10 protein-coding genes, 1 pseudogene and 1 riboswitch are annotated in these 14286 nt (G+C 70.7%); of the genes and pseudogenes, 7 read left to right on the top strand and 4 right to left on the bottom strand.

Annotated features, from left to right (window positions below; all coding sequences use genetic code 11):
• Positions 1–59 precede the first annotated feature (59 nt).
• The 5 genes and pseudogenes from OV079_RS35765 to OV079_RS35745 all read left to right on the top strand — a co-directional run bounded on the left by OV079_RS35765 (position 60) and on the right by OV079_RS35745 (position 6880).
• Positions 60–923 carry a hypothetical protein gene (locus OV079_RS35765; protein ID WP_267773938.1) on the top strand — a complete coding sequence of 288 codons (864 nt, stop codon included), beginning with the start codon at positions 60–62 and terminating at the stop codon, positions 921–923.
• A gap of 93 nt (positions 924–1016) precedes the next feature.
• Positions 1017–1230, top strand: a riboswitch (cobalamin riboswitch).
• A 273-nt stretch (positions 1231–1503) separates the two neighbouring features.
• A pseudogene (locus OV079_RS59175) lies at positions 1504–3823 on the top strand (ribonucleoside-diphosphate reductase subunit alpha).
• Complete coding sequence (locus tag OV079_RS35755) at positions 3820–4842, top strand: ribonucleotide-diphosphate reductase subunit beta (protein ID WP_267773936.1); 1023 nt, start codon at positions 3820–3822, stop codon at positions 4840–4842. The pseudogene OV079_RS59175 and the gene OV079_RS35755 overlap by 4 nt, the downstream one beginning before the upstream one ends.
• Positions 4829–5254 (top strand): acyl-CoA thioesterase, encoded by a 426-nt coding sequence (locus OV079_RS35750; protein WP_267773935.1) that lies wholly within the window; start codon positions 4829–4831, stop codon positions 5252–5254. The genes OV079_RS35755 and OV079_RS35750 overlap by 14 nt, the downstream gene beginning before the upstream one ends.
• Before the next feature lie 303 nt (positions 5255–5557).
• A complete protein-coding gene (locus tag OV079_RS35745) occupies positions 5558–6880 on the top strand; it encodes a tetratricopeptide repeat protein (RefSeq protein WP_267773934.1) in 1323 nt (440 codons plus the stop codon).
• Positions 6881–6974: 94 nt separating this feature from the next.
• Here the strand turns inward: OV079_RS35745 and OV079_RS35740 are convergent, their stop codons facing one another.
• Complete coding sequence (locus OV079_RS35740; protein WP_267773933.1) at positions 6975–7814, bottom strand: MbnP family protein; 840 nt, start codon at positions 7812–7814, stop codon at positions 6975–6977.
• A 103-nt stretch (positions 7815–7917) separates the two neighbouring features.
• A complete protein-coding gene (locus tag OV079_RS35735; protein WP_267773931.1) occupies positions 7918–8400 on the bottom strand; it encodes a hypothetical protein in 483 nt (160 codons plus the stop codon).
• 1215 nt (positions 8401–9615) lie between these two features.
• Here OV079_RS35735 and OV079_RS35730 point away from each other — a divergent pair.
• Complete coding sequence (locus OV079_RS35730) at positions 9616–10659, top strand: metallophosphoesterase (RefSeq protein ID WP_267773929.1); 1044 nt, start codon at positions 9616–9618, stop codon at positions 10657–10659.
• A 49-nt stretch (positions 10660–10708) separates the two neighbouring features.
• On the opposite strand, the gene OV079_RS35725 is transcribed toward OV079_RS35730, so the two are convergent.
• Positions 10709–11665: an MSS51 C-terminal domain-containing protein gene (locus OV079_RS35725; protein ID WP_267773926.1), complete on the bottom strand. Its 957-nt coding sequence runs from the start codon at positions 11663–11665 to the stop codon at positions 10709–10711.
• 292 nt (positions 11666–11957) lie between these two features.
• On the opposite strand from OV079_RS35725, the gene OV079_RS35720 reads away from it, so the two are divergent.
• Positions 11958–13730 carry an Eco57I restriction-modification methylase domain-containing protein gene (locus OV079_RS35720; protein WP_267773925.1) on the top strand — a complete coding sequence of 591 codons (1773 nt, stop codon included), beginning with the start codon at positions 11958–11960 and terminating at the stop codon, positions 13728–13730.
• On the opposite strand, the gene OV079_RS35715 is transcribed toward OV079_RS35720, so the two are convergent.
• A complete protein-coding gene (locus OV079_RS35715) occupies positions 13696–14184 on the bottom strand; it encodes a S8/S53 family peptidase (protein ID WP_267773923.1) in 489 nt (162 codons plus the stop codon). The two genes, OV079_RS35720 and OV079_RS35715, sit on opposite strands and share 35 nt — an antisense overlap.
• Positions 14185–14286: the final 102 nt, after the last annotated feature.

Raw genomic sequence — 14286 nt, 5'->3', positions numbered from 1 at the left:
GCGCAGGTGACGACCCCGCGATCGCGTGCGCGAGGCCGGGAACTCCGGTACGGTGAGGCGTGCGCGTCGCCCTCGCCGCTGCCCTGCTCCTGACCGCCTGCGGCGGGGTCGTGCCCGCGAGCACCGACGCGAGCAGCAGCAGCGGCGCCGCGAGCTCGACGAGCACCGGCGCGCCGATCGACTGCGCCGGTGGTCCCGACGATCTGTTTGAAAAGAGGATCGCGCCGTTGCTGGCGACCGACCGGCCGAAGACGTGCAACACCTGTCACCTGTCGGGCGTCGACATGGAGATGTTCGTGCAGGACACGCCGTGTCAGACGATGGCATGCCTCGAGTCGAAGGGGCTGGTCGACCTGAGCGCGCCGGAGGCCAGCGTGGTGCTCGGGTGGATCTCCCGCGCCGACCCGGCGAGCCCGCTCATCGACCAGTCGGTGATCGACGAGGAGTACCAGGCGTTCCTGGCGTGGATCGAGGCGACCGCGCAATGTGGGCTGTGCTGGTCGGGGGATTCGCCGTGCGGCGAGCCGAGCGGCGAGAACTGCGAGGAGGACGAGGCGGCGCCGGCGTGGGTCGACCCTGGCGATTGCTCGCCGCTGACCCGCGAGTCGCTGTTTCGCCACAAGGTGTACGCGTGGCGCGACCGCTGCTTCCCGTGCCACTTCGACAGCACCGACTTCGACGCGCCGAAGTGGATCGCCACCGGCTCGTGCGAGCTCGGGTCGCTGATGACGATGCGCAACGTGCTGGAGCGCGGGCTCGTGAACTACGACGAGCCGGAGCAGAGCCTGCTCCTGCTGAAGCCGCTGGCGGAGGACGCCGGCGGGGTGATGCACGGCGGGCACGACAAGTTCGCCGACAAGACCGACGAGGCCTACGTCGACTTCCTCGCGTGGATCTCCCGCGAGGTCGAGTGCGCGCCGTAAGACCTGTCCTTCGGGACAGCTAGTGCATGGAGGAGAGCTGCGCAAGTGCGCAGGTCGCCCACATTTTGTGTTGACGCCCTGGGAGCACCCCCATATATTGCGGTCGGCGCTGGTACCCTCTGCGTTTGCGAAGACGCAGCGGGTTTAAAGGGAACCCGGTGAGAATCCGGGGCTGCCCCGCAGCGGTAAGCGAGAACGAACCCCACGGAGCACTGGCCGCGAAGCCGGGAAGTGTGGGTAGTAGGAACTCGGCGGCGACGTCGAGCAGCTCGTGAGCCCGAAGACCTGCCTGCGCCCGGCGACGGGAGACATCCGCCGCCGGAACGACCTGGAAGCCTCGCGGGAGGCGCGGTGCATGCGAAGCGGAGACCCCGCGACTCGCCTCTGCCCCTGTCCCGCGCCGACTTCCGGTCGCCCGCGGGGGCGAGAGGTCGGTGCAGGGCGTTCGCTCGCGCTGATTCTCTGCCCCGGCTCCTCCTCGCGGTCCACGCGCGAACACGAGGAGGGCGAGATGGACAGGGACAGCACGACGAGCGAGACGACGCTGGGCGAGCCGACGCGCTCTGGTTTTCAGACCAGCATGCGGGTGAAGAAGCGCAGCGGCGCGCTCGAGCCGGTCGACATCCACAAGATCGTGCAGGCGGTCGACCGCTGCTGCGCCGGCCTCGACGGGGTCGACGCGGTGCGCGTGGCGACGCGGACGATCAGCGGGCTGTACGACGGCGCGACCACCCAGGAGCTCGACTCGTTGTCGATCCAGACCGCGGCGGCGCTGATCGCCGAGGAGCCGCAGTACTCGCGGCTGGCGGCGCGGCTGCTGTCGACCTACGTCGAGGCCGAGGTCGAGCTCTCCGGGGTGCGCACGTTCTCCGAGTCGGTCGCGCTCGGTCGGCGGCTGAACCTCATCCACGAGCGGCTGCAGGCGTTCGTCGGCGCGGCCGCGGACGAGCTCGACGCGGTGATCGATCGCTCGCGCGACCTCGAGTTCGAGTACTTCGGCCTGCGCACCGTCTACGACCGCTACCTGCTGCGCCACCCGCAGACGCGGCAGGTGATCGAGACGCCGCAGCAGTTCTTCATGCGGATCGCCTGCGCCCTGGCCGAGTCGGTGGCCGAGGCGCGCGAGCTGTACGCGCTGCTGTCGGCGCTCGAGTACCTGCCGAGCTCGCCGACGCTGTTCAACGCCGGCACGCGACATGAACAATTGGCCAGCTGCTTCCTGCTCGACTCGCCGCGCGACCAGCTGTCGCACATCTATCAGCGCTACCACGACGTGGCGATGCTGTCGAAGTTCTCCGGCGGGATCGGCCTGGCCTACCACCGCGTGCGCTCGCGCGGCTCGCTGATCACCGTGACCAATGGGATCTCCTGCGGCATCGTGCCGTGGCTCAAGACCCTCGACGCGTCGGTGGCGGCGGTCAACCAGGGCGGCAAGCGCAAGGGCGCGTGCTGCGTGTACCTCGAGTCGTGGCACGCCGACATCGAGGCGTTCCTCGAGCTGCGCGACAACACCGGCGACGAGGCCAGCCGCACGCACAACCTCAACCTCGCCAACTGGGTGCCCGACCTGTTCATGCGCCGGGTCGAGGCCGACGCGGCATGGAGCCTGTTCGACCCCAAGACCGTGAAGGACCTGCCCGACCTGTACGGCGAGGCGTTCGAGGCCCGCTACGTCGCGTACGAGGCGGCCGGCCTGGCCGTGCGGACGGTCCCGGCGCGCGACCTGTACGCGCGGATGATGCGGACCCTGGCGCAGACCGGCAACGGCTGGATGACTTTAAAGATCGATGCAACACCACCTGCAACCAGACCGGGGCGCAGGGACGGGTGGTGCATCTTTCGAACCTTGTACCGAGATCGTCGAGGTCACCGCGGGCGACGAGGTCGCGGTGTGCAACCTCGGCTCGATCAACCTGGCGCGGCATGTTCGAACATGTCCAGACGGACAGGTCGAGGTCGACTTTGAAAAACTGGCGCGGACGGTGCGGCTGGCGGTGCGGCAGCTCGACCGGGTGATCGACCTCAACTACTACTCGCTGCCGGGGGCGCGCGACTCGAACCATCAGTGGCGGCCCGTCGGGCTCGGGCTCATGGGCCTGCAGGACGTGTTCTTCCAGCTCGGGCTCTCCTTCGACTGCGCGGCCGCGCGGGCGCTGTCGCGGCGGATCTCCGAAGAGGTGTATTTTCATGCCCTCGCGGCCTCGTGCGCGCTCGCGCAGGAGCGCGGGGCGCACCCGACCTTCGGCGAGACCCGGGTCGCGCGCGGCGAGCTGCAGTTCGACGCGTGGCACGTGACGCCGAGCGAACCTGAACGATGGGACAGGCTCAAGGCGGACATCCGCGCGCACGGGCTGCGCAACTCGCTGCTGGTGGCGATCGCGCCGACGGCCACGATCGCGGCGATCGCCGGCTGCTACGAGTGCATCGAGCCGCAGGTGTCGAACCTGTTCAAGCGCGAGACGCTGTCGGGCGACTTCTTGCAGGTCAACCGCTACCTGGTGGCGACGCTCAAGCAGCTCGGGCTGTGGACCGAGGCGAACCGCGACCGGCTCAAGCTGGCCGAGGGCTCGGTGCAGCAGCTCGAGGAGCTGCCGGAGGCGCTCAAGCTGGTGTACCGCACCGCGTGGGAGCTGCCGATGCGCTCGCTCGTCGACATGGCGGCCGAGCGCGGGGCGTTCATCGACCAGAGCCAGTCGCTGAACCTGTTCATCGAGAGCCCGAGCATCGGCCAGCTGTCGAGCATGTACTTCTACGCGTGGAAGCGCGGGCTCAAGACGACTTACTACTTGCGCTCGCGCCCGGCGACGCGGATCGCCAAGGCCACCGTGTCGACCGCGGAGCCGCGGGCCGCGGTCGCGTGCTCGCTCGAGAACCCCGAATCCTGTGAGGCCTGCCAATGAGTCACGTCCACCGCCCCGCCCGCCTGCTCGACCCCGGCATGTGCCTCTCGCTGAGGCCGATGCAGTACCCGGTGTTCTTCGAGATGTACCGGGCGGCGATCAAGAACACCTGGACGGTCGAGGAGGTCGACTTCTCGACCGACGTCGCCGACCTGCGCGGGCGCATGTCGCCGGCCGAGCGACACCTCGTGCAGCGGCTGGTCGCGTTCTTCGCCACCGGCGACGCGATCGTCGCCAACAACGTGGTGCTGAGCCTGTACCGCCACATCAACGCGCCCGAGGCGCGGATGTACCTGTCGCGCCAGCTGTACGAAGAGGCGCTGCACGTGCAGTTCTACCTGACGCTGCTCGACACCTACGTGCCCGACCCTGACGAGCGTCACCGGGCGTTCGCGGCGATCGAGACGATCCCGTCGATCCGCCGCAAGGCCGAGTTCTGCATGCGCTGGCTCGACTCGCTGCAGGGCGCCGAGCGGCTCGAGGACCGCGCGCAGCGGCGCAAGTTCGTGCTCAACCTGATCTGCTTCGCCGCCTGCGTCGAGGGCCTGTTCTTCTTCGGCGCGTTCGCCTACGTGTACTTCCTGCGCTCGCGCGGGCTCCTGCACGGGCTGGCGGCCGGGACCAACTGGGTGTTCCGCGACGAGAGCGCGCACATGAAATTCGCGTTCGAAGTGGTGAGCACGATCCGCCGCGAGGAGCCGGAGCTGTTCGACGCGTCGCTCGAGGCCGAGGTGCAGGCGATGATCGCCGAGGCGATCGACTGCGAGACGCAGTTCGCCGAGGATCTGGTCGGCGGCGGGGTGGCCGGGCTGTCGGTCGCCGACATCCGCCAGTACCTCGAGTTCTGCGCCGACCAGCGGCTGGCGACGCTGGGGATGACGCGCCGCTACGGGGCGAAGAATCCGCTGGCGTTCATGGAATTGCAGGACGTGCAAGAGGTGGCAAACTTCTTCGAGCGCCGGGTCTCGGCGTACCAGGTCGGAGTGACCGGACAGGTGGTGCTCGATGCAGCGTTCTGACGACAACGACGAGCGGATCGAGGCGGGCCGCGTGCGCGAGGCCCGGCTCGTCGAGATGGTGTTCCCGGAGCAGACGAACCACTACGGGACGCTGTTCGGCGGGCAGGCGCTGGCGCTGATGGACAAGGCGGCGTTCGTGGCGGCGTCCCGCTACGCGCGCCGCACCGTCGTGACCGCCAGCAGCGAGCGCGTCGACTTTCACGTGCCCATCCGCCAGGGGCAACTGGTGGAGCTGATCGCTCGCGTGGTCGGGACGGGGCGGACGTCGATCACCGTGGAGGTCGAGGTCTTCGCTGAAGATCTGCTGACGGGTGATCGCCAGCTCGGGACGCGCGGGCGCTTCGTGCTGGTGGCCCTCGATGCCCACGGCAATCCCACGACGGTGCCTCCGCTCGCGGATACGCAGGCGTGACGGTCGCGCGCGGCGCGAGGAGGAACGTAGTCCCGGCTCCCTCCGCGCGCCGCCGCGAACGCGGGCCGGTTCGGCTATCATGGCGGCGAGGAGCCGCTCCATGGGATTTTCGACCGCCTCTTCGGCAAGCGCAGCGCCGGCATCGACGACCCCGAGCAGCTCCGTCTCCAGCTGTTCGACGCCGCGGCGCACGGCGACCTGTCGCGGCTGGCGAAGCTCTGCCGCGCGCATCGACAGGCGGTCGTGAGCCAGTTTCCGACCTGGCAAAAGGTCCCGGAGCATCTGCGGTCCGACCCTGCGGCGATGCAGTCGCACGTCCAGGCGCTGGTGGCGATCGCTCAGGTGTTCGCGCAAGAGCTGGGCGACGCCTCGCTGTTCCAGCGGCTGATGGGCGCGCCGCGCGACAATCCGTTGCTGCGCTGGCAAGAGGCGCTGCGCCAGGCCGAGGCGCTGATCGGCGCGCTCGACTTCGCGGCCGCGCGCGACCTGTTGACGCGCGTGCTGCCCGAGGTCGAGGGCCTCCAGGGCAGCGGAGTCGAGGCGCTGCTGCCGATCACGCTCGGGCGGATCGGCGAGTGTCACTTCGAGCTCGGCGAGGCCGAGCAGGCGCTGCCGTACATGCAGCAGGCGCTGGCGCTGTGCGAGCAGGCCGGCGACGCGGAGGGCGTGCAGATCTACCTCGGCAATCTGTTCGAGGCCCATCGCTGGCTCGAGCAGCGCGAGGCCGCGGCCGCGTGCGCGCGCAGGCTGGCCGAGCTGGCCGCCGATCCAGCGGTGCAGCGTCGACGTCTGCGCCGGGCCGCGCGGGTCGCCGCAGGGGAGCCGCGCAACCGCGTGCTGGCGGTGATCGACGGCGCGCCGCACGAGCTCGACGAGCTGCAATCCCTGGCGACGGGGCATGTCCGCTTCGTGTTCGAGCGCGACCGGATCACCCTGCGCCGCGCGACCGCGGCCACCGAAGCGGGCGAGGCTCGCGGCGGCGAGGGCGAACATGCCGAGGCCCTCGCTCATTTCGAGCGGGCTGCGGCCGCCGATCGCCACGATCCACACTGTCGTTACCAGGCCGCCTTCACCCTGCTCCACCTGCGACGCTACGCCGAAGCGGAGGCCGCCTACGCGGAAGTCGAGGGCCTGGCGCCCGGGTGGTTCCACTGCCGCTCCGATCGCTGGCTCGCGGGTCAGCTCGCGGCCGGGGCCGTCGCGCACGAGATCTTCCTCGTCGCGCACGCGCTACAGGACGGGCCGATGGCGCCCGAGGAGAAGCTCCACCTGTCCGAAGGGGCATTGACAGCAGCGCCGCGGCTGGCGCTGCTGCATCTGCTGCGCGGCAAGCAGCTCGTGCAGCTCGGGCGCGAGGCCGAGGCGGTCGCGGCGTTCCGCGCCGGCCTCGCCGGTGACGGTGAGTCGGACGTGTATAGCCGATTGCGCGTCGAGCTCGCCAATTGCTGCGAAGATCCGCAAGAGCGCGCGGGCCTGCTCCGCGACGCCCAGAGGCCCGGCGGTAACCTCATCGCCGCGGCGACCGCCCATTGCTCGCGCTCGCTCCCGCGAACGAATAGGATTCTCGCCGTGAATGCGCGCGGCTCGACCCCCGCGCGGTCTCCCCCCATGTCGCCCGATCGATGACGACGGGCGCGCCGATCGGATCGGCGGCGACAGGGCGCTGCGATGTCCCGGGCGAGCAGCACCGCGCGCGACGGTGCGGCTCGATGTGCGGCGGTCAGTCGACGCGGAAGACGACCTGCGCGCCGGTGCTGGCGCCGCTGGCCAGGTCGACGCCGAGGCGAGGCAACAATTGCGGGCACAGCGGGTCGACGAGGCGCGACCAGCAGCCGCACGGCGCGCCGGCGCCCTGGCTGCAGAAGCGCAGGTCGAGGCCGTCGAAGACGCTGCGCCAGTCGGCGATGATGGTGCTCGTCTCGAGGTCGAAGCCGTCGAGGGCGACGTCGAATTGATTGGGGCGCTGGCACGTGCCGAGGCAGCCGTCGGCGCCGAGGTCGACGCCGACGCCGGAGAAGATGGGGTCGGCGGCGGAGTGGGGCTCGAACTTGCCCCACGCGGCGAAGAAGACGTGGGCGCCGGTGACCGCGGAGCGCAGGGTGGGTTCGCCGAGCGGGGCGGGCAGATCGGCCGGGTCGGCGAGGTCGAGCTCGGGCGGGACGCCGACGCGGAAGCGGAGGCCGACGTAGTCGGCGCGCTCGCTGCGGTGGGCCTCGGAGAGGACGCCGCGGATCGTCTTGTTGAGGGCAGGGGTGCCGCGGCGGCACTCGCCGCTGGCGTCCTCGAAGTCGAGGAGGGCGACGCCGCGGGCCTGGAACTGGCCGTCGTCGATCAGCTCCAGCGGGTGCTCGGTGCCGTCGGCGGTGACGAGGCGGATGGCGTGTACGAACACGCGGAAGTCCTGCGGCTTCACGTCGGCGACGGCCTCGGGGTACACCTCGTTGCAGCTGAAGTAAGAGCCGGCGACGGTGGGGCGGAAGAACAGCTCGATGGTGCCGTCGTCAGTGTCGCGTTCGGTGCAGGCAGCGAGGACGGCGAGGGACACGAGGAGCGCGCGCATCCGTCCAGTTTAGCCGAGGCGGCCGCGGACGGGCCGGAGACGGGCCCGGACGTCCGTCGGCGGACCGATGGTTTTCACCGTTCTGCCGGCGAATTCGCAGGGATCATGCACACGGCGCGCCGCCGATGGCGGCCTCGCACTGCGATTCGTCGCCGGCCGCCTGCTCGCAGTGATACAGCCGGCACTCCAGCGAATTGCCGGACATCGTCGGCATGCCCACGGTCGGCAGCATCGCCGCGTCGGCGTTGCAGTTGTTCTCCGATTGCGGGTGCTCCTCGCCCCAGGTGCCGTGATACTGGTCGTGGCAATAGACCAGCATGCACTCGCAATAATCGGCGGCGGGCGAGCTGCCGTCCGTCGTCGCCGCGGTCGAGGTGTGCTCGTGGTCGGTCGACGTCGGCTCGGTGGCGTGCTCGTGCTCGGTGGTGTGCTCGTGCGCGGTGGTGCCGGCGGTGCTGTCGGTGGTGCCGGTGGTCGAGCTGTGCGCGTGGTCGCCGCTGGTGTCGTGCGAGTCGTGGTCGGTGCCGGAATGGGTGGTCCCGCAGGCGGCCAGGGCGAGGAGCAGGGGCGCGAGGTTCGTCTTCATGGCGAGTGGGTTCGCGGTACGTACGCCGGCGGCGAGCGGACCGGCGGATCACTGTAGCCGAGGCGGCGGCAGGGCCGCGCTGCGGCCGCTTGTCGCAGCCCTTCGCGCGCGCCGGCGGGGTGCGTGGGGCTCGCCGGCGACGCTTCAGCCCACGCGCCCGGGCGAACTCGAGACGGTGCGCGCGCGGATCTGTCAGAGACCGGAGATCCATAAGGCCTACCCCCATGCGCCGCGCTCGCGTCCTCGCCTGGTCGGCCTGGATCGCGCTAGCGACTTCGACCGCGACGACCTCGACGGGTGCACGGGCCTGGATGTCCTCGAGGACAGGTGATCGCGCGCTCGGCCTGCGTCCGCGAGGCGACCGGCGCGTCAAAGAAGACGGATGCGCCGGCGACGAGCGCTTCAGCGAGTGCGGCCCAGGTCTCTGCGCGGCAGGGGAGACCCGGCTCCACCGCAATGGTCGATGACGGCCCCCGTGAGGGGTCGACGAATTCGAGAAACGATCCGCGCCTCTCATGAAAAATGAATGTGGATTGATGCGGGTGTTCACGTCACACCGTCGCCGTCCATCGCGAGCGTCACGATCCTGTCATCGTGAGTCGCGGACTTCACGCATTCGCGTTGTCACCGCCGATGAATCGTCACTCATCCGAGCTGTCTGTGAGAGTGGGATGGAGTGCCGCGTTGGATGTGACAGTGGCGCGCCTGCGAGCCGTTTCAGGCGCGGTATGCCACAATTTGTGCCGTGATTGCTGCGATGTTTGGCCCTGCGCACCGGTGCAGGAAGCGGTCAGATCTGGGGCGACACAGCGTTCTGTGGCCGGGACTGCTGGCTCCAGGGATGCGAATGGCGGTATCGGCGCCGAAATCAATGTGTACACCGCGTCGATGAACTGGAGTAGCTTGCTTTCTTATGCACTCCCGTCATTTCCTCCTGGGCCTCCCTGCGTGTCTGGGCATCGCCTGTTCGAGCGGCGCGGGGACCGAACAATCCGGATTCAGCAGCGCGACCCTCGGCACGAGCGGCTATACGTCGCCGGCGTCGACGGGGCTCACCGAGGCCGACACGAGCAGCAGTGGGTCGACCGGCGGGGAGCCCAAGGGAGCACCGACGGCGGGACCGCCGCAGAGCCGGCGCCGACCACGGGCGGCGCGTCCACCACCGGCAACCTGAGCGGGGCGTTCGAAACAACGGGCCTGACCACGAGCGGCGGTGTGCCGACGACGACGCAGGACGCGCCGGCGACGACAGACCCCGGACCTGACGCGACGACGACTGGCACGAGCGGCACGAGCGGGACGACGGGCGACGGCACGACCGGCGGGCAGGGCAAGCCGGCCCCCGACAACGCCACCGACGAGAACCTGCTGGTGGCGCTGATCGGCGACCAGGGCACCGGCAGCGACACCAAGGCGGTGTACGAGCTGCTGCTGAGCGAGAAGGCCGACTTCGTCATCATCCTCGGCGACTTCGACTACGGCGACGACCCCGACGCGTGGGCCAGCGAGATGGAGAGCGTGCTCGGCGACAGCTTCCCGGTGTTCGGGGTGATCGGCAATCACGACACCGACGCGTGGTCAGGCTACCAGGACAAGCTGAAGGCCCGCCTGGCGAAGATCGCCGGCGCCAGCTGCGAGGGCGACCTCGGGGTCAAGTCGAGCTGCACGTACCGCGGGCTCCACTTCGTGCTGTCGGGCCTCGGCACCAAGGGCTCCGACGGCGACCACGAGAAGCACATCGCCCAGGTGCTGGCGGCCGACGACCACCTGTGGAGCCTCTGCACGTTCCACAAGAACCAGCGCGACCTGCAGGCCGGCGACAAGCCCGACGACCTGACGTGGAAGGCGCTGCAGTCGTGCCAGAACGACGGGTCGATCATCGCCATGGGCCACGAGCACTCGTACGCGCGCACGCGCACGCTCACCGACGTGGGTAACAAGGGTGCATCCCATGGTGCCACCGGGATGGCCGAGTTGTTGGAGGTGGGCCCGGGGCGCACTTTCTCGGTGGTGTCGGGCCTCGGCGGCAAGAGCATCCGCGACTGGGACTCGGGCCTCCACGGCGACGAGGACTGGTGGGGCTCCGTCTACACGAAGAATTACTGGCTCAAGAACGGGGTCGAGGAGGAGAACTTCGAGGCCGAGCACGGGGCCCTGTTCCTCCGCTTCTTCGTCGACGGCGACCCCAACGCGGCCCAGGGATATTTTAAAAATATCAAGGGCGACGTGATCGACGAGTTCGAGATCGTCCACAAATAGTGGGAGGGCAGCGCCGATCTCGCGGCGGGCGCGAATCAGGGCAGGGCGCTCAGCGCCAGGCGCTGAGGAAGGCGTTGTCGCAGGCGAGGTCGTTGGCGATCGTGGTCGAGCGCCGGGCCGAGAGCGAGGCGAACGGGTTCGGCGCCGGGGCCAGCAGCGGCTCGGCGCCGATGGCCCTGAGCACGCGTGCCTCGCCGGCGGCCTCCCACCCGCGATAGCTGGTGATCGCAAACGGGACGCCCGAGCCGCGCAGCTCGTGCATGGTCGGCTTCCACGAGGGATAGAGGAGGAGGCCGCAGTCGTAGCCGATGACGAGGTCGGGCCGCCCGAGCTCGGTCCACAGCGCGCGCCGGTACAGGCCCTGCACGGCCCGCACCGCCGGTCCGAGGTCGCCCGCGAGCAGCTCGGGGCCGACGAGGGTGATGGCGAAGCGGCGCCCGGGGAACAGCGGCTCGAGGCCGCGCCACAGCGCGGGCGAGACGTCGCGCTCGCGCTGGGCGGCGGCGATCACGTGGACGGAGGTCGTCTCGGATGTGGTCTTCAGGACATGTTCTGAGAGCAATGTGAGGACGTGGGCGAGGGTCAGCGGACGCGTGGCCAGGTCGCTCAGGCAGCGTCGCAGGGGAGGGGAGAGCTCGGGGCCGAGCCAGTCGTCCCAGCCAGTCGGGACGAGGTCGCTGCGCCGCGCGCGGGCGAGGAAGACGGCCTCGAGGCGGTCGCGCGGGTGCTCGGCGAGGAAGGCGAGGTCGTCGGCGATGCGCCGCAGGGCGGGGCAGACGAAGCCGTGCCAGCGACGGTCGAGCTCGCGGTGCGGGTCGCCGCAGTAAGCGACGCCGTCGCAGCCGAGGCAGGCCCGGGCCGGGCTGGCGCCGCACACGAGGCAGGCGTGCGCGGACGAGGGGGCAGCGAGCGGCGCAGGCCCGGCGGTCGCGGGCGGACGCGGCTCGAGGCGGGCCATCTTCTCGAGCTCGGCGCACTGGCTGGGATAGTCGAGCAGCCGCGGCATCTCGCGCGGGAGTGTAGGACCGCGAGCAAGGGCGCGGGCAGCGACCGCGCGCGAGGCCGGGGACGGGGACGCGGCGAGGAGGCCGGCGAGGTCCGCCCTCGTCGGCGGCAGCGGCTCGACGCGCCGGCGGTGCAGGTGGGGCGTGCAGCCGGCCCTGGCCGGCATGTCATTCGCCACGTGCAGCTCGGCAGCCGCAGGCCCGACGACCGCGAGCGATCGGCGGGTGCCCGGCCGATTTGCGGTGCGCGAGCGCAGTACCCGCGGGCAGGACACGCTAAGATCTCGCAAGCCCGTGCAGTCGTCGCTCGAGACCCGCGCGCCCAGGTCCCGCCTCGCGGGGGCCGACGCGAGCGAGCGCGGGGCCGTGTTCACGCGTCCCGAGGTGGTCGAGGCGCTGCTGGACCTGGCAGGTTACACGGCCGATCGGCCGCTTCACGATTGGTCGGTGCTCGAGCCGTCGTTCGGCGCGGGTGATTTTCTGCTGGCGATCGTCGAGAGATTGCTGAGCGCTGGCGCGTCCGCGGGCATCGGGCCCGAGGACGCCCGGAGGCTCGGTAAGGCGGTGCGCGGGGTCGAGGTCCACGCGGAGTCGTTCGCGCGCACGCGCGAGCGCTTGCTGGCGCGCCTGCGCCGGTGGGGGGCGAGCGGGCGCGACGCGAGCTGGCTGTGCGACGCGTGGCTGACCCGCGACGACTTCCTGCTCGCGCCGCTGACGGGCCCGTTCGACGTCGTGGTCGGTAACCCGCCGTACGTGCGGCAGGAGCGGATCCCCGAGGCCCTGCTCGCAGAATATCGCCGGCGCTATTCTACCATCTACGACCGCGCCGACCTGTACGTGCCGTTCTTCGAGCGCGGACTGCAGCTGCTCGGCGACGGCGGGCGGCTGGCGTTCATCTGCGCCAACCGCTGGCTGAAGAACCGCTACGGGGGGCCGCTGCGCGGGCTCGTGGCCCGCGACTATCACCTGTCGCACTACATCGACATGGAGGGCACGGACGCGTTCCAGTCGGAGGTGTTCGCGTATCCGGCGATCACGGTGATCCGGCGCGGGCCGGGCGAGACGACGCGGATCGCCCGCAGGCCGCAGATCGAGGGCGAGCTGCCCGCGGTGGTGCAGGCGATGACGCGCGAGGGCCCGATCGGCGACCCGCGCGTGGAGGAGGTGGCGCAGGCGGTCCGCGGCGAGGACCCGTGGTTGCTCGACGGGGCCGAGCAGCTCGAGGTGCTCCGCCGCCTCGAGCGCGAGTTCGTGACGCTCGAGGAGGCCGGCTGCAGGGTGGGGATCGGGGTGGCGACCGGCGCCGACCGGGTGTTCATCGCCGACTTCGCCGCGCTGCCGGTGGAGCCGGCGCGCAAGCTGCCGCTGGTGATGGCGGCGGACCTGCGCGAGGGGACGATCGCGTGGCGCGGTCGGGGAATCGTCAATCCGTTCGAGGCCGACGGGAGGCTGGCCGAGGCGGGTCTGTATCCGAAGTTCGCGGCGTACGTGGGGGGGCACCGCGAGGCGCTGCAGCGGCGCTACGTGGCCCGGCGCAGCCCGGAGGCGTGGTACCGGACGATCGATCGCATCGAGCCGGCGCTGACGCGCACGCCCAAGCTGCTGATCCCCGACATCAAGGGCGAGGCGACGGTGGCGTACGACGAGGGCCGCTATTATCCACACCACAATCTTTATCACGTGACGTCGTCGACGTGGGACCTGCGGGCGCTGGCGACGATCCTGCGCTCGTCGCTGGCGGTGCTGTTCGTCGCCAACTACGGGATCAAGATGGCGGGCGGCTTCTTGCGGTTCCAGGCGCAGTATCTGCGGCGGATCCGCGTGCCTCGCTGGGCCGAGGTGCCTGCGCCGGTGCGCGCGTCGCTGATCGCGGCGGCGCCGGACGACGCGGCGGCGATCGATCGCGCGACGTTCGCTTCCTATAAAATCGGGCGCGCCGAGGCCGAGACGATCCGCCGCGCGGCAGCGGGGCTCGCGTCGGGCGCAAGTCGCTTTGATGATGAAGGACATGTCGTAAGGGACATGTCCTTGATTAAGAATCATCGGAGCTGCCGAGGGTCGCGGTGAGGCTGGCGACGTCGGGCACGCCGAGGCCGGTGGCGGGGTCGAAGCCCGGGGCGGCGCGGAAGCCGGGGAGGACCTGCCAGCGGCGCTCGCCATCGGCTGTGAGCAGCGGCAGCGCGAGGTCGGTGTCACCGTCGACGATGTCGCGCAGCAGGGCGGAGTCGCGGGCGCAGGCGGCGTAGAGGCGCGGCTGGACCTGCCCGAGGCGCGCGAGCCCGTGGGCGCGGCGGCGCTGGTTGAGGCGGGCGACGATGCCGGCCCAGATCGGGGCAGCCAGGCTGGTGCCGCCGGCGTCGTCCCGGAACTCGCCGTCGAGGAGGCAGGCGTAGGCGGTCGCCTCGGGGCCCCAGGCCATCAAAGAGACGTCGGGCTGGACGCGGCCGGCGGCGAGCACGGGGGCGGCATCCGGGCCGCGGGAGAACTCGCCGGGCAGGACGCCGCGCTGATACGCGGGCACCGGTACGTGCACGCTGACGCCGCCGCTGCCGGCGAGCGCGGGCAGGCCAGTGGCGGCGCGCAGGGCCGGCGAGACCGGGGCGCTCCACGCGAGCTCGCGCCA

This window comes from Nannocystis pusilla (genome assembly GCF_026626665.1).
Taxonomy (GTDB): Bacteria; Myxococcota_A; Polyangia; order Nannocystales; family Nannocystaceae; genus Nannocystis; species Nannocystis pusilla.
The sequence above is the reverse complement of the archived record's forward strand: the minus strand, read 5'-3'. Positions and strand labels throughout refer to the sequence as shown.